At 72.1% G+C, this 22149-nt stretch carries 21 protein-coding genes; all 21 read right to left on the bottom strand.

The window, feature by feature from the left end:
- Nucleotides 1–183 precede the first annotated feature (183 nt).
- A complete protein-coding gene (locus FVE89_RS21785) occupies nucleotides 184–480 on the bottom strand; it encodes a cytochrome C oxidase subunit IV family protein (protein ID WP_160536364.1) in 297 nt (98 codons plus the stop codon).
- Nucleotides 477–1154: a cytochrome c oxidase subunit 3 gene (locus FVE89_RS21780; RefSeq protein WP_160536363.1), complete on the bottom strand. Its 678-nt coding sequence runs from the start codon at nucleotides 1152–1154 to the stop codon at nucleotides 477–479. Before FVE89_RS21780 ends, FVE89_RS21785 begins: the two co-directional genes overlap by 4 nt.
- Entirely contained in the window at nucleotides 1151–2848 is a 1698-nt protein-coding gene (gene ctaD, locus FVE89_RS21775) for a cytochrome c oxidase subunit I (RefSeq protein WP_160536362.1), read from the bottom strand. Before ctaD ends, FVE89_RS21780 begins: the two co-directional genes overlap by 4 nt.
- Nucleotides 2849–2882: 34 nt before the next feature.
- Nucleotides 2883–3965 (bottom strand): cytochrome c oxidase subunit II, encoded by a 1083-nt coding sequence (gene coxB / locus FVE89_RS21770; protein ID WP_160536361.1) that lies wholly within the window; start codon nucleotides 3963–3965, stop codon nucleotides 2883–2885.
- Complete coding sequence (locus FVE89_RS21765; protein ID WP_160536360.1) at nucleotides 3962–4483, bottom strand: hypothetical protein; 522 nt, start codon at nucleotides 4481–4483, stop codon at nucleotides 3962–3964. The genes coxB and FVE89_RS21765 overlap by 4 nt, the downstream gene beginning before the upstream one ends.
- The gene (locus FVE89_RS21760; RefSeq protein ID WP_160536359.1) at nucleotides 4476–5453 is read right to left on the bottom strand and encodes a hypothetical protein; all 978 of its coding nucleotides are present in this window, start codon (nucleotides 5451–5453) and stop codon (nucleotides 4476–4478) included. The genes FVE89_RS21765 and FVE89_RS21760 overlap by 8 nt, the downstream gene beginning before the upstream one ends.
- Nucleotides 5450–5977, bottom strand: coding sequence for a cytochrome c (locus tag FVE89_RS21755; protein ID WP_160536358.1), 528 nt, complete (start codon nucleotides 5975–5977; stop codon nucleotides 5450–5452). The genes FVE89_RS21760 and FVE89_RS21755 overlap by 4 nt, the downstream gene beginning before the upstream one ends.
- Nucleotides 5974–6489: a DUF3341 domain-containing protein gene (locus FVE89_RS21750; protein WP_160536357.1), complete on the bottom strand. Its 516-nt coding sequence runs from the start codon at nucleotides 6487–6489 to the stop codon at nucleotides 5974–5976. Before FVE89_RS21750 ends, FVE89_RS21755 begins: the two co-directional genes overlap by 4 nt.
- The gene (nrfD, locus tag FVE89_RS21745) at nucleotides 6486–7844 is read right to left on the bottom strand and encodes an NrfD/PsrC family molybdoenzyme membrane anchor subunit (protein WP_160536356.1); all 1359 of its coding nucleotides are present in this window, start codon (nucleotides 7842–7844) and stop codon (nucleotides 6486–6488) included. Before nrfD ends, FVE89_RS21750 begins: the two co-directional genes overlap by 4 nt.
- Complete coding sequence (locus tag FVE89_RS21740; RefSeq protein ID WP_160536355.1) at nucleotides 7841–10645, bottom strand: 4Fe-4S dicluster domain-containing protein; 2805 nt, start codon at nucleotides 10643–10645, stop codon at nucleotides 7841–7843. Before FVE89_RS21740 ends, nrfD begins: the two co-directional genes overlap by 4 nt.
- Nucleotides 10633–11292, bottom strand: a complete 660-nt coding sequence (locus FVE89_RS21735) for a cytochrome c3 family protein (protein WP_160536354.1) — start codon at nucleotides 11290–11292, stop codon at nucleotides 10633–10635. The genes FVE89_RS21740 and FVE89_RS21735 overlap by 13 nt, the downstream gene beginning before the upstream one ends.
- Nucleotides 11293–11380: 88 nt before the next feature.
- A complete protein-coding gene (locus FVE89_RS21730; protein WP_160536353.1) occupies nucleotides 11381–12295 on the bottom strand; it encodes a beta-xylosidase in 915 nt (304 codons plus the stop codon).
- Complete coding sequence (locus FVE89_RS21725; RefSeq protein ID WP_160536352.1) at nucleotides 12292–13080, bottom strand: TIGR04290 family methyltransferase; 789 nt, start codon at nucleotides 13078–13080, stop codon at nucleotides 12292–12294. Before FVE89_RS21725 ends, FVE89_RS21730 begins: the two co-directional genes overlap by 4 nt.
- Nucleotides 13077–13667 carry a histidine phosphatase family protein gene (locus FVE89_RS21720; RefSeq protein WP_160536351.1) on the bottom strand — a complete coding sequence of 197 codons (591 nt, stop codon included), beginning with the start codon at nucleotides 13665–13667 and terminating at the stop codon, nucleotides 13077–13079. The genes FVE89_RS21725 and FVE89_RS21720 overlap by 4 nt, the downstream gene beginning before the upstream one ends.
- 109 nt (nucleotides 13668–13776) lie before the next feature.
- A complete protein-coding gene (locus tag FVE89_RS21715) occupies nucleotides 13777–14859 on the bottom strand; it encodes an inositol-3-phosphate synthase (protein WP_160536350.1) in 1083 nt (360 codons plus the stop codon).
- Between the two features lie 306 nt (nucleotides 14860–15165).
- Nucleotides 15166–16173: a UDP-glucuronic acid decarboxylase family protein gene (locus FVE89_RS21710; RefSeq protein WP_160536349.1), complete on the bottom strand. Its 1008-nt coding sequence runs from the start codon at nucleotides 16171–16173 to the stop codon at nucleotides 15166–15168.
- Nucleotides 16174–16188: 15 nt separating this feature from the next.
- Nucleotides 16189–17301, bottom strand: coding sequence for a glycosyltransferase (locus tag FVE89_RS21705; RefSeq protein ID WP_160536348.1), 1113 nt, complete (start codon nucleotides 17299–17301; stop codon nucleotides 16189–16191).
- Complete coding sequence (locus FVE89_RS21700; protein ID WP_160536347.1) at nucleotides 17298–18401, bottom strand: glycosyltransferase; 1104 nt, start codon at nucleotides 18399–18401, stop codon at nucleotides 17298–17300. The genes FVE89_RS21705 and FVE89_RS21700 overlap by 4 nt, the downstream gene beginning before the upstream one ends.
- Nucleotides 18398–19717 carry a glycosyltransferase gene (locus FVE89_RS31295; RefSeq protein WP_246731097.1) on the bottom strand — a complete coding sequence of 440 codons (1320 nt, stop codon included), beginning with the start codon at nucleotides 19715–19717 and terminating at the stop codon, nucleotides 18398–18400. The genes FVE89_RS21700 and FVE89_RS31295 overlap by 4 nt, the downstream gene beginning before the upstream one ends.
- Nucleotides 19714–20847, bottom strand: a complete 1134-nt coding sequence (locus tag FVE89_RS21685) for a glycosyltransferase family 4 protein (protein WP_160536346.1) — start codon at nucleotides 20845–20847, stop codon at nucleotides 19714–19716. The genes FVE89_RS31295 and FVE89_RS21685 overlap by 4 nt, the downstream gene beginning before the upstream one ends.
- Complete coding sequence (locus FVE89_RS21680) at nucleotides 20832–22139, bottom strand: TIGR04295 family B12-binding domain-containing radical SAM protein (RefSeq protein ID WP_160536345.1); 1308 nt, start codon at nucleotides 22137–22139, stop codon at nucleotides 20832–20834. The genes FVE89_RS21685 and FVE89_RS21680 overlap by 16 nt, the downstream gene beginning before the upstream one ends.
- Nucleotides 22140–22149 lie beyond the last annotated feature (10 nt).

The following is a 22149-nucleotide window of genomic DNA, read 5'->3' as shown; positions in this document are numbered from 1 at the left end:
CGAGGCGTCGCGTCGGCGACAAGAAGCCCGCCGCGGCGGGGCCGGGCGGGCTGCAAGGGGGTCTCGTAAAGGGGGGTCTCGTACCTCGGAGTACGTCTTGACCGTAGGGGTCCCGGCGGAGCGGCGCATCCCCCATCCGGGTGAGGACCGTCACACGATCCTGTGATCCCAGGATGCTGTCGCTCAGGTCCGGGTGAGGCGGCTCAGCACGTCGGCGAGGCTGAGCGAGAACAGGATCGCAGACCAGAACAGCCCGCAGGCCGCCGTGAGCCGGATCAGGGCGCTCGCGCTGTCCAGGCGCATGAACAGCAGGGCGACGAGCAGGGCCTGCGTGGCGGCGATGCCGAAGCTCACCGCCACAGTCCAGGGCCCCAGCGGCGCGTAGGCGGCCGCGCAGGCGAGCGCCAGCAGCGCCATCAGGCCGAGCCAGACCGGCAGCACCCGGCGCCACACGGCGCCCGCGGAGACGGGGGCGCTCATCCGGACCGCCCCGCGAGATACAGGGCCGGGTAGAGGAACAGCCAGACCATGTCGACGAACCCCCAGTAGAGCAGGGTGACCTCCACCTGCGGATTGCCGGGGATGCGCTCCGGATGGCGCCAGCCGATCACGATCAGCCGCGCCACGAGGCCGATGCCGATCATCAGATGGATCCCGTGGATCGCCGTCGAGAGCCAGTAGAAGCCGAAGAACAGCTGCGCGGACGCCTCCGGCAGCTTGAAGCCCGGCCCCGGCACGAGGTGCTCGGCGATGTCCTCGCGGTATTCCAGCCCCTTCACCACCAGGAAGGCGAGGCCGAGCAGAGCGGTGGCCACGAGGCACCAGCGGGTCAGCCGGATCAGGGCGGCGTGCTCGGAGGCCCGCGAGGCGGCCGCCGCGGTCAGGCCGCTGGTCAGCAGGAGCGCGGTGTTCACCGTGCCGTACACGATGTTGGTCTCGCGGGCGGCGGCCGCGAAGGCCTCCGCGTGCTCGGCCCGCACGGCGGTGTAGAACAGGAACAGCGCCCCGAAGAACAGCACCTCGCTGGCGATGAAGATCCAGATGCCGAAGGTGGCGCCGGTGCGCTGATAGGACAGCGCCTGCTCCTCCGGGAGCTTCAGGCCATCCCAGGGTTCGCGCAGCAGCGCCTCGGTGGCGATCGCGGGGTCGCTCATGTCAGCGAGCCCTGCGAGGGCATGCGCGGCTGGTCGTGCACCGGCTCCGCACCCTCCGGATGGTAGTTGTAGGGCTTGCCGAGCACCGCCGGGCGGCCGAAGAAGTTGTCCCGCGGCGGCGGCGAGGTGGTGCGCCATTCCAGCCCCGAGGCGTTCCACGGGTCGTTCACCGCCCGGGCGCCGAAGAACAGCGACCACGTCAGGTAACCGAGCGGCATCAGGTAGGCCGCGGCCAGCACCGCGGCGCCCGAGGAGGAGAGCACGTTCCAGACCTGGAATTCCGGCGGATAGACGTGGTAGCGCCGCGGCATGCCGAGATAGCCCGCGATGAATTGCGGGAAGAAGGTCAGGTTGAAGCCGAAGAACATCAGCACCGCGGCGAACTTCGCCCAGGTCTCCGGGTACATGCGGCCGGTGAATTTCGGCCACCAGAAGTGCAGGCCGGCGAAGTAGGCCGACACGGTCGCGCCGACCATGATGTAGTGGAAATGCGCGACGACGAAGTAGGTGTCCTGCACGTGGACGTCGATCGGGATCGAGGCCAGGAACAGCCCGGTCAGGCCGCCCACCGTGAACAGGCCGATATAGCCCAGCACGTAGAGCATCGGCGATTCGAACCCGACCTGCCCGCGGTAGAGCGTGGCGGTCCAGTTGAACACCTTGATGGCCGAGGGCACGGCGACCACGAAGGACAGGAACGAGAAGATCAGGGCCGCGTAGGGCGACATCCCTGAGGTGAACATGTGGTGGCCCCAGGTGAAGAAGCCGATCACCGCGATCGCCACCAGGGCGTAGACCATGAACTCGTAGCCGAAGATCCGCCGCCGCGCGAAGCAGGTGATCACCTCCGAGACGATGCCCATGCCGGGCAGGAGCATGATGTAGACGGCCGGGTGCGAGTAGAACCAGAACAGGTGCTGGTAGAGGATCGGGTCGCCGCCGCGGGCGGGATCGAAGATCGGCAGCCCGAGCGTCCGCTCGGCCGCGACCAGGATCAGCGTCAGCGCCAGGACGGGCGTCGCCAGCACGAAGATGATGCTCGTCGTGTACATGGCCCAGACGAACAGCGGCAGGCGGAACCACGTCATCCCGGGCGCCCGCAGCAGGTGCGTGGTGGCGATGAAGTTCACCCCCGTGGCGATCGTCGAGAAGCCGGAGATGAAGACCCCCATCACGCCCACCGTCACGGCGGTGTTGGAGAAGGTGGTGGAGTAGGGGACGTAGAAGGTCCAGCCGGTGTCGATGCCCCCCGCCAGCACGGCGGCCGTGGTGGTCAGACCGCCGAGGACGTTGAGATACCAGCTCGCGAGATTGAGCTTGGGGAAGGCCAGATCCCGCGCGCCGATCATCAGCGGCAGCAGGAAGTTGCCGAAGGTGGTGGGGATCGACGGGATCAGGAAGAACCAGACCATGATCACGCCGTGGAGCGTGAACAGTTTGTTGTAGGTGTCGGCGCCGACGAGGTCGGCCTGGGGCGTGAACAGCTCCAGCCGCACCATCGTGGCGGCCACGCCGCCGATGAAGAAGAACAGCGTCACCGACAGGGCGTAGAGGATCGCGATCCGCTTGTGGTCGGTGGTGGTGAGCCACGATCCGAGGGTGCTGCCGGCCGAGAGGTAGCTCTCGGGCAGGCCGAGGGCGAGCTCGTCCGGATCGGCGAGGCTCGCCGGGCTCTCGGCGACGCGCGTGCTCATGGGCGCACTCCGGTTCGCGATGCTGCAATGGCGGTCACGGGCGCACCGCCGGTCCGGCCGGCGCCGGGGTGTCGAGGACGGGGGCGCCCGGCACCATGGCGGGGCTGCGCGCGGGCTGGGCGCCGGGCACCCGCGAGGACAGCGGCGGCACGCCCGGCGTGCGGATCTCCCGCGGCCCGGCGCCGAGCGAGCGGATATAGGCGGTCAGCGCCTGGATCTCGCCGTCCGAGAGCAGCCCCTTGAAGCTCGGCATGACCGGCGCGTAGCCCGCCACGATGTCCCGGGCGGGCTGCAGGATCGAGTCGCGGATATAGGCGGCATCGACGGTGGCGAGCTTGCCGCCGTCGAGCTGCACGGCCTGCCCCCAGATGCCGGCGAGGCTCGGCGCATGCACGGAGGAGCCCGGCGCGTGGCAGCCGGAGCAGCCCTTCTCGGAAAACAGCCGCTCGCCCTGGTGGGCGAGGTCGTCGCCCTCGGGCTGGGCCGAGAGCCACGCCGCGTAATCCTGCGGCTCCATCACGATCACCCGGCCGAGCATGCGGGCATGGTCGGTGCCGCAATACTCGCTGCACATGAGCTGGAAGGTGCCGGTCTTGGTCGCCTGGAACCACGCCTCGGTGGTCTGGTCGGGCACCGCGTCGCGCTTCAGCCGGAAGGCCGGGACGTAGAAGGAATGGATCACGTCCTGCGAGGTCAGGACGAGGCGCACCGGCACGCCCACGGGCACGTGCAGCTCGTTGATCTCCCGGGCGCCGTTGGATCCTTGCGTCTTCCACATCCACTGCTTGCCGACGACGTGGATCTCCAGAGCGTCCTTCGGCGGCGAGAAGGCGCCGATCTCGGCCGAGGCCGCCCACCAGAAGATGAAGACGAACACGAACAGCGTGGCCGCGGTCCAGCCGATCTCGAACTCGCGGGAGACCACCTCGGGGAGCGGGCCCCGGTCGGCCTTCGAGCCGCGGCGGAAGCGGATCGCGAAGGTGACCACGAGGCCGACCACGAGGAGCACGATCACCGCCGAGACCAGGGTCAGGCCGATGAAGATCCGGTCGACCTTGGCGGCCTGCGTCGAGGCGGCGACCGGCATCAGCCAGGCGGGCATGAGGGATCCCATCACTGCGCCCCGTCGGAGGCGGCGCGCTGCTGGGTGCCGGGCTGCCCGTCGGGCGAGGGCAGGGCGCTCGACGCGCCGCCGCGGCTGCCGAGCGGCGGCACCTGCTCGGGCTGGACCGGCGCGGCGAAGCCGGCATCGCCCTCCGCGGCGAGGCGGGCCATGGCGGCCTCGATCGGCATCCGGGCGATGCCCCTGTCGCGGTCGATCCAGGCGTAGCCTTCGAGCCGCCCCTTCTGGTCCCGGAGCAGGGCGTCGAGGTCGCGCGCGGGCGCCCGCTGCAGCTGCGGCTGCGCGAAGCTGCGGGGCGGCCGCATCAGCGGCAGGTCGACGGTCGCCGTGTAGTAGAGGCGCAGGCCCGCGAGCGTCGCGGCGACGAACACCACGATGAACAGGCCGGTGAGCAGCACCGGGCGCAGCGCCAGGGCGGGCGCCTCGGTGCCGGGCCGGGCGTGGCCCACCGCGTCGTCGTGAACGCCGGTATGCAGCTGGCCGTCGGCCACGGGGGAGGCCTGATCAGGCATGGCGCGGCCTCCCGGCGGGCCGGATCCGGGACAGGCGGCGGGCGAGAGGGCGGCCGACCGGCACCGACAGCAGGGCCAGCAGCGCGACGCCGAGAACCGCGCAGGCCGCGGCCGGCCCCGCGCCGGATTCGTAGGCGGGCAGCACGTACCACGCGAGGTGCAGGGCGACGCCGACCAGAACGAGGAGGCCGACCACCCGCAGGGCGGCGGCGCTCCGCCGGATCCGGGCGAACAGCAGGGCCGCGAAGGGCAGGAGCCCGCCGCTTGCCAGCGCGGCCAGCAGCACGGCGATCCAGGGGCCGGTGCCGCGCTTCAGGTACCAGACCGATTTCTCGGGCAGGTCGCCGTACCACGCGACGATGTAGGACATCAGGCTCATGTAGAGGACGCCGAGCAGGGTCGCGAGGATCAGCCCGGCGAGGTCGGAGGCGCGCTTCGCGTCGAGCCCCGGCGGGCTCGCCACCGCGGCCCAGGCGAGGGCCGCGAGCATCTGGTGGAGGGCGACATTGGCGGCGAAGGCGGAGGAGGTGAAGTGCGGCTCCGCCGAGAGGATCCAGTCCAGAGCCACGAGGCTGATGGTCAGCCCGTAGAAGCTGAGGCCGAGCGCCGCCGCGAGGGGGGAGCAGCGGCCGGCGAGGCACAGCAGGGCGAGGACCGACCAGCCGACGAGCGTGACCGCCGCCCGCAGGTCGAACAGGGCCGGGTCGAGGTAGAGCGCGGCGATGTCCGGCTTCACCGTGCCGGGATCGGCGGCCCAGGGGTAGAGGGCCGGCAGGGCGAGCGCCACGCCGAGGAAGGTCAGCGCCGCGAGCGGCATCAGCGCAGCGGCCGGCCGCAGGGCGGGGGCCAGGGCCTCGCCCCAGCGGCCGCCGGTCACCCGGTGGATCAGCATCAGCACGAGGCTGCCCGCGGGCACCGCGCTCCAGACGAGCCATGCCACCAGCCAGCCGCGGGCGATCGCCTCCATCATGGCAGGTGCTCCGCGAGGCCCGGCACCTCGGCGACGCGGGCGCCCTGCGAGAGCTGGAGCGCCCGGATATAGGCGGCGATCGCCCAGCGGTCCCGGGGCGCGACCCGGTTGGCGTAGGGGTACATCACGCCGTAGCCCTTGGTGATCACGTCGACGAAGTACCGGGCCGGCGCCGCCCGCAGGCGGTCCTCGTGATAGGAGGGCGGGGGCGGGAAGCCGCGCTGCACGACCATGCCGTCGCCGTGGCCGGAATAGCCGTGGCAGGGGGTGCAGATCGCCTCGTAGCGCGCCTTGCCGCGGGCGAGCAAAGCCGCGTCGAGAGGGGGCGGCGTGTCGAGGCCGGCCGCGTAGGCGGCATCCCCCTGGGCGACGGTCCCGGCGGGGGGCGTCTGCGTCTCGGCGCCGCCCGGGAAGAGCGGCGCCTTCCCGTAGACCTCGTAGCGGTTCTGCACCCGCATCGACGGGTCGTCGCAGGCCGCAAGGCAGAGGGCCGGAAGGGCCGCGAGGAGGAGCGCGCGCCTCATCCGTACATCTCCGAGACGAGCAGCGCGCCGGCCTCCTCCAGCCGCCGGCGCAGGGGCGCGGGCCCGTCCTTCGGCGCGACGAGGAGCAGGAACCGGTCCTGGCTCGCCCGCTCGAAATGCGGCCTGTCGTGGACCGGATGGTTGAGCCGCGGCAGGCCGCAGGCCCAGAGCAGCGTGGCGAAGCCCGCCACCGCCGCCGCCAGGACGCCGAACTCGAAGGGCACCAGGGTGAAGACCGGCCAGGAATGGAGCGGCCGCCCGCCGGAATTCAGCGGGTAATCGACGACCGCGCTGTACCATTGCAGCCCGTACATCGCGGCCGCCGATCCGAAGCCTGCCACCGCCATGACGAGCCGCACGGGGTTGCGCGGCGGCGGGAGGGCGCCCGACAGCTCCTCCAGCGGGAAGGGCGTGAAGGCATCGAGCAGGCGGTGGCCGTCGGCCCGGGCGAGCCGCAGGGCGCGGACCAGGGCCTCGGGGGTCTCGAACTCGGCGAGCAGGGGCGCGCTCATGCGGCCGCCCCCTCATCGTGGCTGATCTGCCGGACCTCGTGCATCGAGACGATCGGAAAGATCCGCACCAGCACGAGGAAGCCGAGCACGAACAGGCCGAGCGGCCCGAACAGGATCGCGAGGTCGTAGAGGCTCGTATGGTAGGTCCGCCACAGGCTCATCGCGTGGCCGTGCGAGAGCGTGTTCCACACGATCAGGATGCGCTCGAGCCACATCCCGATATTGATCACCACCGAGATCCCGGCGAGCACCCAGAGGTTGCGGCGCGCGAAGGGGAACCACAGGGCCTGCGGCACGACGCAGTTGCAGGCGATCAGGGCATAGTAGAACCAGCGATAGTCGCCTTCGAAGAAGTAGCGGACCACGTCCCGGTCGGGATGCTCGCCGCCGTACCAGGCCATGAACCATTCGGTGGCGTAGGACAGGGTCATGACCACGCTGGCGAACAGCATGACCTTGCCCATGACGTCGAAATGGGCCGGCGTGATCACCGACTGGAGCCGCAAACCCCAGCGGACGAAGATCGCGATCACCACCACCATGGCGAAGCCGGAATACATCGCGCCGACCACGAAGTAGGGCGGGAAGATGCTCTCCTGCCAGCCGGGCATCAGGCTCGCCGCGAAGTCGAGGCCGACGATCGAGTGGACCGAGCAGACCAGCGGCACGGCCAGCGCCGCCATGGTCTTGTGGTAGGTCTCGTAGACCTGCCAGTGCCGGGCCGAGTTGCGCCAGCCGAGCGCCAGGGCGCCGTAGATCAGCTGGCCCCGCCGGGTGGTGGCCCGGTCGCGCATCGTGGCGAGGTCGGGCAGCAGGCCGGTGAACCAGAACAGGGCCGAGAACAGGATGTAGCTGAGGATCGCCCAGAAATCCCAAACCAGGGCCGAGCGCCATTGCGGCCAGAGATCCATGGTGTTGGGGTAGGGCGCCAGCCAGTAGGCGTAGAGCGGCCGCCCGAGATGGATGATCGGGAAGATCCCGGCGATCCCGGCCGCGAACAGGGTCATCGCCTCGGCGAAGCGGTTGATCGAGGCGCGCCAGCGCTGGCGCGTGAGCAGCAGCATCGACGAGATCAGCGTGCCGGCATTGCCGATGCCGATCCACCAGACGTAGTTGGCGATCGAGAAGCCCCACACCACGGTGGTGTTCACCCCCGAGAGCCCGATCCCCACGGTGAGCACCGCGCCGATCGCCCCGAGGGTCACCAGCACGAAGGGCAGGGTGGCGAGCAGCGCGTAGAACCAGAGCTTGCCGGGCCCGCGCTTCTGGATCGGGTCGGCGATCGCCGCCGAGATCGCGCCGTGGCTGAGCTGCGCCGGGGCGATCCAGCGATGGGCCTGGCCGCCGCCGCTCATGTCCGGCCCCCGAGATCCGGGTTCGGGGCGTGCAGGTCGGCGAGGTAGGTGGTGCGCGGCCGCGTGTTCAGCTCCTCCATCAGGGCGTAGTGGCGGGGGTCCTGGCGCAGGGCGCGGATCGGGTCATCGGGCTGGGCGAGGTCGCCGAAGGTGATCGCCCTCGTCGGGCAGGCGGATTGGCAGGCGGTGGCGACCGCGCCCATCGGCCGCCCGTCGCGCTCGGAGGCTTGCCGTTCGTTGGCGATCCGCTGGATGCAGTAGGTGCACTTCTCCATCACGCCGCGGGCGCGGACCGTGACGTTCGGGTTGTGCTGCGCCTTGATGCTCTCGGCGCCCATCGTGGCGTAGGGCTGCCCGTCGGCATAGCCGAAGAAGTTGAAGCGCCTCACCTTGTAGGGGCAGTTCGCCTCGCAGAAGCGCGTCCCGACGCAGCGGTTGTAGACCTGAAGGTTGAGCCCCTCGCCGTCATGGACCGAGGCCGCCACCGGGCAGACCGGCTCGCAGGGCGCGTGCTCGCAATGCATGCACGGCACCGGCTGGAACCCCGCATTGACCGCTTCGGGCGTGCCGGAATCGTAGAGATCGACCCGCAGCCAGTGCATCATCCGGCCCCGGGCGATCTCCTCCGGCCCGACGATCGGCACGTTGTTCTCGGACTGGCAGGCGACCACGCAGGCGTTGCAGCCGATGCAGGCCTGGGTGTCGATCACCATCGCCCAGGCATGGCCGTCGGCGTCCCCTGTCCAGGGGTCCAGCAGGGTCGGCCGGTCGGCGCCGATGCCTTTCGGCTTTGCCTGAGGAAGATCGGCCAAGACGATCTGCCGGAAGAGCTTTTTGGTCTCCCCCTCGATCTGCGTGTAGTTCTGGGTGCGCAGCACCTCGCCCTGTCGGCCGGTCCTGTCGAGGCTCACGCCGGGAAGCAGGCGCGGGGCTGCCACCGTGGCGAGGCGGTAGCCGTCCGCGCCGATTCCGTTGCCGATGGCGCCGGCCCGGGGACGGCCATAGCCGAGGGTCAGGGCGCCCGCCCCGTCGGCGACGCCCGATTCCACCGCCACCAGCGCCTCGATCTGCCGCCCGCCCAGCCCGAGGACGACCACGTCGCCGGCCTCGAGCCCGCGCCGGGCCGCCTCCGCGTGCGAGACCGCCAGGGCGTTGCCCCAGACCTGCTTGGAGACCGGCTTCGGGCATTCCTGAAGCCACGCATTGTTGGCGTAGCGGCCGTCATACAGGCAGGGATCGGCGCGCAGCTCGACCGCGAAGCCGGGATCCGGGGGCTTGGGCAGGCTCGGCAATCGCGCCGCGCCGGGCTCGACCGGCTTGGCGGCGCTGTCGGGGATCACCCCGTCGTGGAGCGCCTTGCGCCACCAGCCCTCGAAATCGCCGCCGCCCTGATCGTGCCACGTCGCCCGGACGAGGTCGTAGCCGGCGGTGGCGGGCTCGCCGGCCAGCAGCGACAGGATCTCGTGGTCCGAGCGGCCGCCGTAGAGGGGCCGGACGAGCGGCTGGACGAGGCTCGCGGTGCCGTCGCGGGCGCGCAGGTCCGACCAGCTCTCCAGCGCGTGGGCGAGCGGCAGGTGCCAGTGGGTGGCCCCGGCGGTCTCGTCGCCGTGCAGCCCGGCATGGACCGAGAAGCCGGCCCGGCCGATCCGCTCCGCGAAGGCGAGGTCGGCGGGCGCCGTCTGGACCGGGTTGCAGCCGAGGATGGCGAGACAGGAGACCGCGCCGCTGTCCAGATCCGCCGCCAGGGTGGCGAGATCGGCGGGCGCGCGGTCGCCCGCGAGGTCGAGCGGGGCCGTGTAGGTCACGGGAGCCTTCAGCCGGCCGTTGATCCAGTGGCCGAGCGCGTGCAGCTCCGGCGGCAGCGCGTCGCCGACCAGGACGAGGGCGCGGCCCTCGGCCCCGCGCAGATCCGCCGCGGCGGCCGCGGCGAACCGGGCCGCCTCCGGCGGCAGATCCGGGGCGGGGAGGGCCGCACCAAGCGCGTTGGCCAGGGCGGCCAGCAGGCCGGCCGCGTCGGCCGGGTGCAGGGCGCAGCGGGCATCGGCCTTGATGCCGGTCTGGGTCAGCGCGGTCTCGGCCACGTAGAGCCGGCCGAACCGGGCCGGGTCGCGGCGGCGGTCGATGAAGGCGCGGCCGAACCGGATCTGGTCCGGGCCCGGCCCGAGCGGGTCGGCGCCGACGCAGAGGATCATCTCGGCCCGGCCGGGATCCGGCAGGGGGCGCAGGGGGCGGCCGAAGGCGAGCTCCGCCCCGCGCAGGGCGGCGGCATCGTCCAGGGGCTCGTGGACATGCCAGATGGCCTCCGGCATCGCCTGGAGCAGGGCCGCGATCTGGCGCAGCAGGGTCGGCGAGGTGACGTGCCCGGTCAGCAGGCGGAAGCCCTTGCCCTTCTCCCGGCGCGTCTGCGCCAGGGGCGCGGCCAGCGCCCGCTCGACCATGTCCCAGGAGGCGATGCCGCTCACCCGCTCGGTCACGGTGCGCGCGCGATCGGGATCGTAGAGGTCGAGGATCGCAGCCTCGGCGAAGACGTCGGTGGCCCCGAGGCTCGCCGGATGCAGGGGATTGCCCTCGATCTTGATCGGCCGCCCGTCCACCGCGATGGCGTGGACACCCCGGGCCCAGCCGCCGAGCGACAGGGCGGTGGCGTAGCGCGCCGGCACGCCGGGCAGCAGCAGCTCCGGCTGTACCACGTAGGGTACGAGTTCTTCCGAGGGCTTCGCGCAGGCACCGAGGCCCGAAGCGATGCCCGCGGAGAGCAGGCCCAGGGCCTCGCGGCGGGAGGGGGCGCTCAGCGGTGGCATATGGAGCACTCGCTGAGCCTCTCGGGGCTCTTGATGTGGTAGGCCTTCACGAGTTGCGCGCCGATTGTCTTCTGGTCGGGCGGTGGCGTCCAGTTCGTGTCGAACACCGCCTCGCGGGGGCGCAGGTTCGGGGCCGGGTCGCGGTGGCAGTCGAGGCACCAGCCCATGGTGAGCGGGGCCACCTGCCGGATCAGCTTCATCGTCTGGACTTCGCCGTGGCAGGTGGTGCAGCCGACGCCCTTGGCCACATGCACGGAGTGGTTGAAGTAGACGTAGTGGGGCAGGGTGTGGACCTTGCGCCATTCCAGCGGCCGCCCCTCGGCGAGGCTGGTCCGCACGGGCGCCAGCATCGGCGCGTTGGTCCAGATCTGCGAATGGCAGCTCATGCAGGTCTCGGTGGGCGGGATCCCCGGGAAGGCGGCCTGCTCGACGGAGGTGTGGCAGTAGCGGCAATCGATCCCGAGGCCGCCGACATGGTGCTCGTGGCTGAACGGCACCGGCTGCTCGCGGGTCACCTCCTGCTGTGTGGCGTAGGGCGAGCGCCAGACCGCGTAGGCGAGGCCGACCGACAGGATCGGCGCCGCCGCGATGGAGGCGAGGACGACCCGGGCGACCGTATCGGCGCCCGGACGGAAGATCTGCACCATTCCGCGGGTCCACCTCCGCGAGGCCGGAAACGGGTCGGGCGCGCTGCGGCGCCGGCACGAGGGATAGCCGCCCCGCCTGGGGCGGGCGTCAATCTATGTTGTCACTTCCGGCGGAAGCGGGGGCATAGCGTCGGACCATGGCGGCGCAGAACTCCGCGTATTCGGCGCGGACCAGCGGCGCGCTGGTGTGGTGGGGCGAGATCCCCCGGTGCTCCGGGGTGAAGCAGAAGGTGACGGTGACGTCGAAATCCTTCAGGGCGTCCATCTGCCGGTCGAACCAGTCGAGCGCCCCGGGGCGGAAGCTGTCGGCCCAGGACAGGCCGGTGCGGAGATAGCGCACCCCCAGCCGCTTCATCCAGGAGACCGCCTCGTCGAGCCGGTGATCCTCGAAGTGGAACCACTGGCACAGGCCGATCTCGGGGGTGTGGCGGGCGAAGCTCTCCAGGGCGATCTTCGGGGTGCCGTCCTGGCGCAGCAGGCCCATGTGGAAGTGCCGGTAATAGGAAGACCCCTCCGCCTCCTTGTGGCGGGTGGTGGCCTCCCATTCCCGCGGCAGGTCGTAGAGGCTGTACCAGTGGATCCTGGGCGCCCGGCCGGAGAGCAGGTCCAGGGTCCGGCGCAGACCCCAATCCTGAACCTCCTCGGCCCCGAAGGTCGAGACGCCGACCTCCGAGACCCAGACCGGCAGGTCGGTGACCGCGCGGATTTCCTCCAGCTTGGCCGGCCAGTCGTGGATCGACCACAGGTTCCAGTCGAGGGGGAAGCCGTGGACCGCCACCGCGTCGACGGCGTCGAGCACGCCCCGGGCCTCCATGTTGCGGATGAAGATCGGATCGATCGGCGAGATGCCGCCGAGCACGCGGATCAGGTGCGGGTTCGCGTCCCGGACGGCGTGGCCCGCCGCCTTGGCCATCTCGGCGAAGAGCAGCCAGTCGGGGTCGATCTCCGGGTCCCAGTGCGACTTGTTGTTGGGCTCGTTCCAGAGCATCACCGAGTCGATCATCGCGTTCCCCCGCGTTCCCCGGACTTCGACCGCGCCGGATAGGCGGCCCCCACGCCGTAGGGGACCGGCGCGGTGCGGCAGAGATAGACCTCAGCCTCGGGCTGGGCTTCGATGCGGAAACCGCTCGCCCGCAGCATCGCCTCGATGCCGGCCCGGTTGGGGATCCACCAGTTGGTCCAGTCGTGCGCGTAGGAATGCTCGACGAAGTGCATCCGCGGGTAACCGGGGCGCTCGAACGGGTCCATGTCCCAGAAGTCGTAATCCTCGGCGACCGGCTCGATGGCCCGGCTGCCGCGCAGCATCGACTGGAACACCAGGAGGTCGCCGGCCACGTGCTCGCGGATCAGGTCGAGGGCGAGCAGCGGGTGGCGCAGGTGATAGAGCACCCCCATGAACAGCACGATGTCGAAGCGCTCGCCCAATGCGCCGAGATCGTAGACGGAGAGATTGCGGAACTCGATGTCCTGGCCGAGATGGGCGGCGGCGAAGCGGGCCTGTTCGAGGTAGCGGTCGTCGGAATCGAGCCCGAGCACCCGGGCGGCGCCGCGTCGCTTCATCTCAAGGGCGTAGAAGCCGCCGTTGCAGCCGATGTCGAGGACGCTCCGGCCGGTGAGATCGGCGGGGATGGCCTCGGCGAAGCGGCGCCACTTCACCCCCGGATAATCGCCGAGGAAATGATCCGGGGCGGTCCAGACCCCGTCGCCGAGGTCGATGTTGTGGAACCAGGGGCCGAGGGCGTCGGCCTGCCGGCGCAAGTCCGCGGCCGTGATGTCGGCGGCATTCATGGGGCGGTCCGTTCGTTGAGCGACACGACCCGGCCGCCGCCGGGCCAGAGGGCGAGCTCGCTGCAGGAGGCGGGATCGACCACGATGCGATCGTAGGCGTCGAGGCCGAGGCCGAGGATTTTCAGCAGCGCGGCCCGGATCACGTCGCCGTGGCTCACCAGGATGACGGGGGCGCCGTCCTGCGCGAAGCGGTCGAGAACCCGCACGATGCGCTCCTGCGCCTCCGCCATGCCTTCGCCGCCCGGCGGGCGGGCCGTGGCGCGGGCCGTGTTCCAGGCGGTCCAATCGGGATCGTCCGCCAAGGCGTCGAAGGTCCGGCCGGTCCAGGCGCCGAAGGCGATCTCGTCGAGGTCGGGCTCGGTCGCGACCGTGAGGCCGAGGGCGGCGGCGATCGGGGCGGCGGTCTCGGCGGTGCGCTCACGGGGACTCGCCAGCAGGGTACCGGCGCCGCTCCCGGCGAGGCGGCGGGCGAGGGCCTGCGCTTCGGCGCGGCCGGTCGCGCTCAAGGACACGCCCGGCATGCGCCCGCACAGGATCCGGCCCAGCCGGTCATGACTGCCGTGGCGGACGAGGATGACCCGCCTCATGCGGCGACGCGGCTCGGCGCAAAAGCGGATTTCCGCGACGCCTCCGCGCCTCTCCCTCCCCCCTCTGCGGGGGAGGGAGAGGCGCGTGTCGGATCTGGAGCATCCCTCATCACACCCCCTCGCCCGCCACGAAGCGCAGGGTGCGCGCCCGCGCCTCCGCGTCGGTGAACTGCCGGGGCGGGGACTTCATGAAGTAGCTCGACGGCCCCTCCAGCGCCCCGCCGAGCCCCCGATCCAGGGCCAGCCGGGCACAGCGCACCGCGTCGATCACGATCCCGGCCGAGTTCGGCGAATCCCACACTTCGAGCTTCAGCTCGATATTGAGCGGCGCGCCGCCGAAGGCCGTGCCCTCCAGGCGGATATGCGCCCATTTCCGGTCGGTCAGCCACGGAACGTGGTCGCTCGGGCCGACATGGACGTCGCCCGGCGCCAGCGGCGCATCGAGCTGGCTCGTCACCGCCCGGGTCTTCGAGAGCTTTTTGGATTCCAGCCGCTCGCGTTCCAGCATGTTCAGGAAGTCGGCGTTGCCGCCGAAATTGAGCTGGTAGGTCCGGTCGAGCCGCACGCCGCGCTCGCGCATCAGGTTGGCCAGAACCCGGTGCACGATGGTGGCGCCGACCTGGCTCTTGATGTCGTCGCCGACGATCGGCAGCCCCCTGGCGGCGAAGCGCGCCGCCCATTCGGGGTTCGACGCGATGAAGACCGGGATGCAGTTCACGAAGGCGCAGCCGGCCTGCAGGGCGCATTCCGCGTAGAATTCCGTGGCCGCCTGCGAGCCCACCGGCAGGTACGAGACGAGCACCTGCGTGCCCGTGCGCCGCAAAGCCTCCGCCACGTCGGCCACCGGCTCGGAGGATTCCGCGACCACGCCTTCGAGATAGCGCCCGATCCCGTCGAGGGTCGGCCCGCGCCGGACCGTGACGCCGGTCTCCGGCACGGCGGCGAAGCGCAGCGTGTTGTTGGGCTCGGCCAGGATCGCGTCGGCGAGGTCGCGCCCGACCTTGGCGGCGGCGACGTCGAAGGCCGAGACCACCGCGATGTCGCCCACCCGGTATCCGCCGAGATCCGGCGACATCAGGCCCGGCACGGCGTCCCCGGGGGCGGCGTCGCGGTAATGATGCAGCCCCTGCACGAAGGACGACGCGCAGTTGCCGATCCCGACGAGGCCGACGCGGATGGGAGAGTGGGCCATCACCGCCTCGGCCGCCCGGGGTGGGGTTCAGAGCCGTGCCCGATCGCATCACCGGGTAGGACACGCCTGTCAGGCACCAACGGCTTTGCCGGACGCCACGGCCCCCCTCTCCCGTGCGGGAGAGGGTAGGGGTGGGGGATGAGAAGTCTCCGGAGAGGGCACGCCGTAGACGCGCGGACAGGCCGCGCCGTTTTCTGAACGTTCTCGTCCCTCACCCTGTCCCTCTCCCGCACGCGAGAGGGGACCTGCGCCCGCTTCGGCATGGACGCAGCCGACGATCCCGTTGCGCGGCGATCGGGAGTTGTTCTAGCCGGCGGCAACGGCGCGCTCCTCGATCGGCGGACGCATGGCGCGCGGGGCGATCTCGCGGGAGAACCACGCGATCGTCGCCTCCAGCCCCGCTTCCAGCGGCACCTTGGGCGACCAGCCCAGCAGGGTCTCGGCGCGGGTGATGTCGGGGCGGCGGCGCTGGGGATCGTCCACGGGCAGGGGCCGGCGCACGATCCGGGACGGCGTCCCGGTCATCCGCACCACGCGGTCGACCAGTTCGCCGACGGTCATCTCGTGGGGATTGCCGAGATTGACCGGCCCGTCGAGGGGGGTCGCCGCTTCCATCAGCCGGAGCAGCCCGTCCACCAAGTCGCTGACGTAGCAGAAGGACCGGGTCTGCGCGCCGTCGCCGTAGACCGTGATGTCGTCGCCCGCGAGCGCCTGGCAGATCACGTTGGAGACGACGCGGCCGTCATCGGCGCGCATCCGCGGCCCGTAGGTGTTGAAGATCCGGGCGACGCGGATGTCGAGGCCGTGCCGGCGCTCGAAATCGAAGGTCAGGGTCTCGGCGGAGCGCTTGCCCTCGTCGTAGCAGGCCCGCGGCCCCGTGGGGTTCACGTTGCCCCAGTAGGATTCCTGCTGCGGGTGCCGTTCCGGATCGCCGTAGACCTCGCTGGTGGAGGCCTGGAGGAAGCGCGCGCCCCCATCCCAGGCGTATTCCAGGAGCCGGCCGGTGCCCAGCACGCTGGTCATCATCGTGTGGACCGGGTCGGCCTGATAGTGCGGCGGCGAGGCCGCGCAGGCGAGGTTGAACACCCACGCGGCCTTCGGCAGGGCCGGCAGGGGCTCGGTCACGTCCGCCTCCACGAAGTCGAAGCGCGGCTCGCGGGCGAGATGGGCGAGGTTCGACCGCCGTCCGGTGAGCAGGCTGTCCAAGCAGGTGACGCGGGCGCCGTCGGCGAGGAGCGCGTCGATCAGATGCGAGCCGATGAACCCGGCGCCGCCGGCGACGAGGACTCGGATACCGCTCCTGGCTGCCACCATCATTCTCCCGACTGCCTAGTGATCGATGATCGCGAGATCGGGGGCGGGTGCCCGCTGCGCCCGCGCCGCGCCGAGGAAGCCTTCGAGCTCCGCCGCGCGGGCGGCGGCGGTGTGCCGCGCCAGGATCGCCGCGCGGGCGGCCGTGCCGAGGCGCCGCCGGTCCGCCTCGGAGCGCCCGCGCAGGATGGCCAGGACCTCGTCCGGGCCTTCGGGAAGCAGGATCTCCCGGTCCGGGACGAGCAGGGTGTCCAGGCCGTCCCAGCGGTCGGAGAGCACCGGCGTGCCGCAGGCGCCGGCCTCGAACAGGCGTACGCTCGGGCTCCAGCCGGCCCGGATCATGTCGGCGCGGGTGACGTTGAGGGTGTAGCGGCTCGCCGCGTAGAAATCAGGGTGCCGGTCGGGCGGCAGGTGCTCGATCCGCTCCACGTTGGCGGGCCAGTCGATGCCGGCCGGGTATTGGGGACCCGCCACCGCGAAGCGCAGATCGGGCGCGCGCCGGGCCGGCTCGATCAGCAGGCGCTCCAGCGTGGGCTGCCGGTCGGGGCTGTAGGTCCCGAGGTAGCTGAGATCGTAGCGGGCCGGGCGGTCGAGGGCCGGGTAGGCGTCGGGATCGACCGAGCAGTAGAGGGCGCGGGCCGCGGGCGCGCCGTAGGCCCGCTCCAGGCGCCGCAGGATCGGGCCGCCCGTGAAGGACAGGTAGAGATCGTAATCGGCGATCTGCCCGGCCGCGAGATAGGCGCAGGTGCCGGCCTCCAGGGCCGCCAGGGTGACCGGCGTGTCGATGTCGTAGAACGCGGTGACGCCCCGCGCCCAGTCGCGCACCCGGGCGCCCACCGCAATGCCGTCCGGCACGTAGGAGCCGACGATGACGGCATCCGCCCCGGCGATGGCGGCGCGGTGGTCGTCGAGCCCGTCGAGGTCGGCGTAGAGGGCGAGGGCGCAGAAATCGGGATCGGGCAGGTCGCGGTGCTGGGCGTACCAGGGCACGTCGCGCTCCAGGAACAGCACGTCGTGGCCGCTTGCCGCGAAGGCCTTGAGCAGCGCCCGGTAGGTGGTCGCGTGGCCGTTCCCCCAGGACGAGGACAGGCTGAGCCCCAAGACGACGAGGCGCATCGGGGCCGCGCTCACGCGACGCTCCGCTGGTTGGCGTCCCGCTTGCGGGCCGCTTCCGCGCGCAGGATCGCGTCGACCTCCACGGCGCGGCGCCCATAGGTGTGCTCGGCCACGATCCGGCTTCGGGCGGCCTCGCCGATGGCGCGGGCGCGTTCGGGCGTGAGGGATGCGACATGGTCGGCCACGTCGCGCCCGTCCCGGGCGACCAGCACCTCGGTGCCCTCGTCGAGGAACAGGCCCAGGCCCTCCCAGGCGTCGGTGATCAGGCAGGCGCCGGCGCCGGCCGCCTCGAACACCCGGGTTGCGGGGGAGAATCCCACCGCCGCCATGCTGTCGCGGGCGATGTTCAGGACGGCGAGCGGCGTCGTGTTGAAGGCGTTGTGCTCGCGCGTGTAGACGTGGCCGAGATGCCGGACGTTCAGCGGCAGGCCGCGGCTCTCCCAGCCGTTGCCGCCGATGAGGAACGACCGCTCCGGCAGCCGGGCCGCCGCGGCGAGGAAGAATTTTTCCACGCGCGCCTCGCGATCCGGCAGGCGGTTGCCCAGGAAGGCGAGGTCGGCGGCAAAGCGCGGCTCCGGCGGCACCGGATAATGGGTGTCCGGGTCGAGCGCGTTGTAGATCGGGATGCAGGCCCGGGCGCCGAACCCCTCGTAGGCCGAGACCACCGGCGGGCCGCCGCCATAGGTCAGCACGAGGTCGAGATCGGGCAGGGCGCGGCGGAGCGCGTGGCCGGGATCGGCGCGCATCTCGGCGAGCGTCGCCGGGGCGTCCACGTCCCAGAAGATCCGCAAAGCCTCCGGGCGGGACGCCGCGATGACCCCGTGGAGCAGCTCGTCGTCGAACACGCCGACGCCGCTCGCCTTCACCACCACGTCGGCCTGCGCCGCCTCGGCGATGACCGCGCGGGCCGCCTCGATGGTGGCCGGGTAGACTTTCACTGCGGCGTAGGGCGGGGGCTCGATGTCCCGGTGCTGCTGCCGGTCGAAGGCGTCGGGCTCGTAGAAGGTGATCGTGTGGCCGTGCCGCGCCAGGGCGGCGAGCATGCCCCGGTAATAGGTGGCGGCGCCGTTCCAGTAGGAGGACAGCAGGGAGGAGCCGTAGAAGGCGATTCTCATGCGGTGGCCTCCAGGGTGGCGGGCGCCCGCAGGCTCGCGGCGATGGTGAGCAGTTCCTCGGCGCGGTGCGCGCAGGTATGGCGTGCCCGGATGGTGGCGAGGCCGGAGGCCGCGAGCGCGCGGCGCAGGCCGGGATCGGCCCGGAGGGCGCGCAGGTGGCCCTCCATCTCGGCGCCGGTGCGGGCGACGAGATAGTCCCCGCCCGGCCGGAACAGCCCTTCCGCATCGTCCCAGGGGGCGCAGACCAGGGGGATGCCGCAGGCCAGCGCCTCGAACACCCGGATTGTCGGAATGCCGGGCAGGCGCTCGACGTAGAAGCGCCGGGGCACGTGCACCGTCGCCAGATGGCGGGCGAACAGGCCGGGTGCCGCGGCGTTCGCCGCCCAGCCGTGATAGCGGGCGCCATAGCGCTTCAGGGTCGCGAGCGCCGAAGCGGGGTAGCGCACGCCGTAGATGTCCAGCGGCAGGCCGACCTCGGCGGCCGGGCGGAACAGGTAGGTCTCGAGCTCCGCGCTGCGCTCGTCGTCGCCCCAATTGCCGATCCAGATCAGGCCGGCGGGCGCGCTCCCTCCCTCCTCTGCGGGGGAGGGTACCCTGCGAAGCAGGGGGGGAGAGGGGAGCGCCGCTTCAGCCGGAACCTCGCCCGATGTGAAGGCCGAGCCGTATCCTGCACCGTCGCTCCCCCCTTGCGGGACTACGTCCCGACCCGACCCCCTTCGGGGGCCACCCTCCCCCGCAAAGGGGGACGGGGGGGCGCGTGTCAGGTCCGGCAGCTCCTCCGCCGGCGGGTGGAACAGCCGCGTATCCGCCGCCTCATGCCAGACGAAGGCGCGGCGGCCCCAGCCTTGCGCCCGGTACACGGCCGCGAGCGTCTCGCCGAAGGCGAGCACGCCGTCGTAGCCGGAGAGGTCGAACCGGGACATCTCCTCCGGAGCGCTCACCGCCCGGTGGTGCGTATCGTGGAACAGGAGCGTGTAGCGCGCCCCGCGGCGCCGGGCCCGGCCGAGGGCCGCCACCAGGGCCGGATCGCTCCACTCGTGGACCAGCACGAGGTCGCTATCCGCCACGCGCTCGACCACCGCGTCGATGGCGGCGTAGCGGTCGGAGGCGAGCTCCGGATAGGCCGCCCGGTAGGCGTCGAGCCCGGCCGCGCCGTGGTCGCGCAGCAGGTTTTCGAGGCTCCAGGCGCCCTCGGGCTCGTAGGCGGCGACGTCATGGCCGCTCGCCATCAGCTCGCGCAGGACGCCGCGCAGGAAATGCGCGTTGCCGTGGTTCCAGCACGAGGCGAGCGAGTGGGTGAAGTAGGCGATCCTCATGCGGCGGCTCCGCCGAGCCGGGCCGGCGCCGCGTCGAGGAGGCCGCGCAGCACCCCGAGCACGCCCTCGGTCATCGCCTCGACCCCGTAGCGGGCGGCGCGCGTAGCAGCGGCTTGGCCGGCGGCTTCGCGCCGGGCGGGATCGTCCAGGAGGCCCTGGACGGCCTCGGCCGCGGCCTCATCGTCGTTCGCGCCCACGAAGGCGGCGGCGCCGTCCCACAATTCGCGGAAACTCGGGATGTCGGAGAGCACCAGGGCGCAGCCCGCGGCGGCGGCCTCCAGCACCGCGAGGCCGAACGGCTCGTAGCGGGCGAGCGACACGAAGACCGGCCGGCCGGTGAGTTCGTCGGCGATGCCCGCCTCGTCGAGCCGCCCGAGGCGGTGGAGATGGCGTGTCTCGACCCGGGCGCCGTTCGGGCCTTCCACCGGGCCGGCGGCCCGCAGCGGCGCGGACAGGCGGCCGGCGAGGCGGTCGAGGGCGGCGGCGTTCTTGGCCCGGTCCCAGAGGCGGCCGGCCGTGAAGGCGTGCGGGACCGGAGCCCGGGGCGGCAGGCCGCTGAGACCACGCCCGTTGCGGACGACCGCCGGCGGCTGCACGAGGCCGCAGACCCGGACCGTCGCCAGCGCATGCGCCCGGGTCGGCGCCAGCAGGGCGTCGGCGGCGCGGCAGCCCCGGGCGGTGAGGTCGTGGCGCCACGCGAGGTCCGGAGGCAGGGGGCCGGTCTCGACGGCATCCCACCACGTCGCCACGCAGGAATGGCAGACGGCCGCCACGGGGACGGGAAACGCCGCCAGCGCCAAAGCGGGGCTGTGCAGATGCACGCAATCGGCCCCGATGGCGCGGGCAAGCTCCGCCAGCGCCCGCGCGGCGTCCAGCACGGCCTCCGGCGTCCCGGCGGTCCAGTCGAGGGGCAGGCCGGTGGCCACGATGCGCGCGCCGGTCGCCGCCTCGGCCGCCGTGATCCGCGCCCCGGAGGGCGCAGGTCCCAGGATCGCCACCGTCACCGTCAGGCCCCGGCCGACCAGCCCGGCGGCGAGGTCGAGGCTGTAGGGCCAGACGCCGCCCACCGCATCCGCGCTCATCAGGACGTGGGGCGCCGGATCCCGGGACTGGCTCAGCGGCACCCGCATGCGGCCTCCAGCTCCGGGAGGGGGAGGGGGCGCTCGTCCTGGATGTCGCTGAACTGCGTGAACTGGCCGAGGTAATGGGCATGCGCCCGCTCCCAGGCCCGGTCATCCGGCAGGCCCCAGAGGCGGCGGTAATCGGGGGAGCTCGGATAGGGGTAGAGCGGGACGGGATCGTTCGCCCAGACGCCCTGGCCGCGCAGGCGGTCGCGCCACGCGGCGACGAGATCGGGATCGTCGCCCGCGACCGCGATCAGGTTCGCCTGCACGAAGGGCACGGTGCGGCGGGCGTGGATCAGGCGCTCGGCGAGATCGTCGGTCGAGGCGCGGCACTTCTTGTCGAGGGCGGCGCGACCCTCCTCGGTCAGGCTCTCGATCCCGGCCTCGATCGAGACGCAGCCCGCGGCCCCGAGGAGATCGAGCAGGTCGGGCTTCCACAGGTCGATCCGGGTCTGGATCCCGAAGCGGATGTTTCGCGCGACCAGCGCTTCCAGAAGGGGCTTCTGCGGCAGAAAGATCTCGTCGACGAAATAGACGTAGGTGACGCCCTGCGCGATCAGCCCGTCGATCTCGTCGAGGACGATCCCGAGATCCCGCCGCCGATAGGCATCGCGAAAATCGATCTTGGCGCAGAACGAGCAGGTATAGGGGCAGCCGCGCGAGGCCTCGACCTCGGCGCCCGGGCCGTCCGGCGCGGCCTCGAACCGGTGGTGATGGTGCCGGTGCCGGGCGATCCAGGAATCCGGCCAGCGCAGGGCCGGCAGGTCGGTGAAGCGGCCGGCCTGGGGCGGGCCGGTCACCGCGGCCGTATCGCCGTCGCGGAAGGCGAGGCCGGGAACGGCCCGCAGGGTCTCCGGGCGCAGGTCGGGCAGGCCCGCGAGGCGGGCGACGACCTCCTCGCACTCGCCGCGCACCACGATGGCGCAGCCGAGCTTGTCGAGGACGGGCCGCGGCGTCGCGGAGCCGTGGGGCCCGACCGCCACGGTGGCCCCGCCCCGGCCCGCCAGGGTGTCGAGGAACAGGCGGGGCACCCGCAGCTCCGGCGGGGCGCAGCGCCAGAACAGGTAGGTCGGCGCGGTCGCCACCACCGTCATGGCGGGCGCGAAGGCCGCGACGCGATCGGCGGCAACCGCGGCGGAGAGGCCTTCGAGATGCGCGTCGACCAGCAGGGTCTCGTGGCCGGCGGACGCCAGCAGGGCGGCGCAATAGCCGAGTTCCAGCGGCAGGTGCGGCTCCCGGCAGCCGAAATAGATGCTGTTGCGGTAGTCCCAGGGCGGGTTGACGAGCGCGACCCTCATGACACGACCC

It is taken from the genome of Methylobacterium sp. 2A, assembly GCF_009806555.1.
Lineage (GTDB): Bacteria > Pseudomonadota > Alphaproteobacteria > Rhizobiales > Beijerinckiaceae > Methylobacterium.
The sequence above is the reverse complement of the archived record's forward strand: the minus strand, read 5'-3'. Positions and strand labels throughout refer to the sequence as shown.

Bases quoted from the DNA above. Each gene is read 5' to 3' on its own strand.
- FVE89_RS21740 (WP_160536355.1), bottom strand. From the start codon at position 10,645: ATGCCACCGCTGAGCGCCCCCTCCCGCCGCGAGGCCCTGGGCCTGCTC.
- FVE89_RS21780 (WP_160536363.1), bottom strand. From the start codon at position 1,154: ATGAGCGACCCCGCGATCGCCACCGAGGCGCTGCTGCGCGAACCCTGG.
- FVE89_RS21765 (WP_160536360.1), bottom strand. From the start codon at position 4,483: ATGCCTGATCAGGCCTCCCCCGTGGCCGACGGCCAGCTGCATACCGGC.
- FVE89_RS21685 (WP_160536346.1), bottom strand. From the start codon at position 20,847: ATGCGGGTGCCGCTGAGCCAGTCCCGGGATCCGGCGCCCCACGTCCTG.
- FVE89_RS21725 (WP_160536352.1), bottom strand. From the start codon at position 13,080: ATGAATGCCGCCGACATCACGGCCGCGGACTTGCGCCGGCAGGCCGAC.
- FVE89_RS21755 (WP_160536358.1), bottom strand. From the start codon at position 5,977: ATGAGGCGCGCGCTCCTCCTCGCGGCCCTTCCGGCCCTCTGCCTTGCG.
- FVE89_RS21720 (WP_160536351.1), bottom strand. From the start codon at position 13,667: ATGAGGCGGGTCATCCTCGTCCGCCACGGCAGTCATGACCGGCTGGGC.
- ctaD (WP_160536362.1), bottom strand. From the start codon at position 2,848: ATGAGCACGCGCGTCGCCGAGAGCCCGGCGAGCCTCGCCGATCCGGAC.
- FVE89_RS21700 (WP_160536347.1), bottom strand. From the start codon at position 18,401: ATGAGAATCGCCTTCTACGGCTCCTCCCTGCTGTCCTCCTACTGGAAC.
- FVE89_RS21710 (WP_160536349.1), bottom strand. From the start codon at position 16,173: ATGGTGGCAGCCAGGAGCGGTATCCGAGTCCTCGTCGCCGGCGGCGCC.
- FVE89_RS21760 (WP_160536359.1), bottom strand. From the start codon at position 5,453: ATGATGGAGGCGATCGCCCGCGGCTGGCTGGTGGCATGGCTCGTCTGG.
- FVE89_RS21715 (WP_160536350.1), bottom strand. From the start codon at position 14,859: ATGGCCCACTCTCCCATCCGCGTCGGCCTCGTCGGGATCGGCAACTGC.
- FVE89_RS21750 (WP_160536357.1), bottom strand. From the start codon at position 6,489: ATGAGCGCGCCCCTGCTCGCCGAGTTCGAGACCCCCGAGGCCCTGGTC.
- nrfD (WP_160536356.1), bottom strand. From the start codon at position 7,844: ATGAGCGGCGGCGGCCAGGCCCATCGCTGGATCGCCCCGGCGCAGCTC.
- FVE89_RS21730 (WP_160536353.1), bottom strand. From the start codon at position 12,295: ATGATCGACTCGGTGATGCTCTGGAACGAGCCCAACAACAAGTCGCAC.
- FVE89_RS21680 (WP_160536345.1), bottom strand. From the start codon at position 22,139: ATGAGGGTCGCGCTCGTCAACCCGCCCTGGGACTACCGCAACAGCATC.
- FVE89_RS21735 (WP_160536354.1), bottom strand. From the start codon at position 11,292: ATGGTGCAGATCTTCCGTCCGGGCGCCGATACGGTCGCCCGGGTCGTC.
- FVE89_RS21785 (WP_160536364.1), bottom strand. From the start codon at position 480: ATGAGCGCCCCCGTCTCCGCGGGCGCCGTGTGGCGCCGGGTGCTGCCG.
- FVE89_RS31295 (WP_246731097.1), bottom strand. From the start codon at position 19,717: ATGAGGATCGCCTACTTCACCCACTCGCTCGCCTCGTGCTGGAACCAC.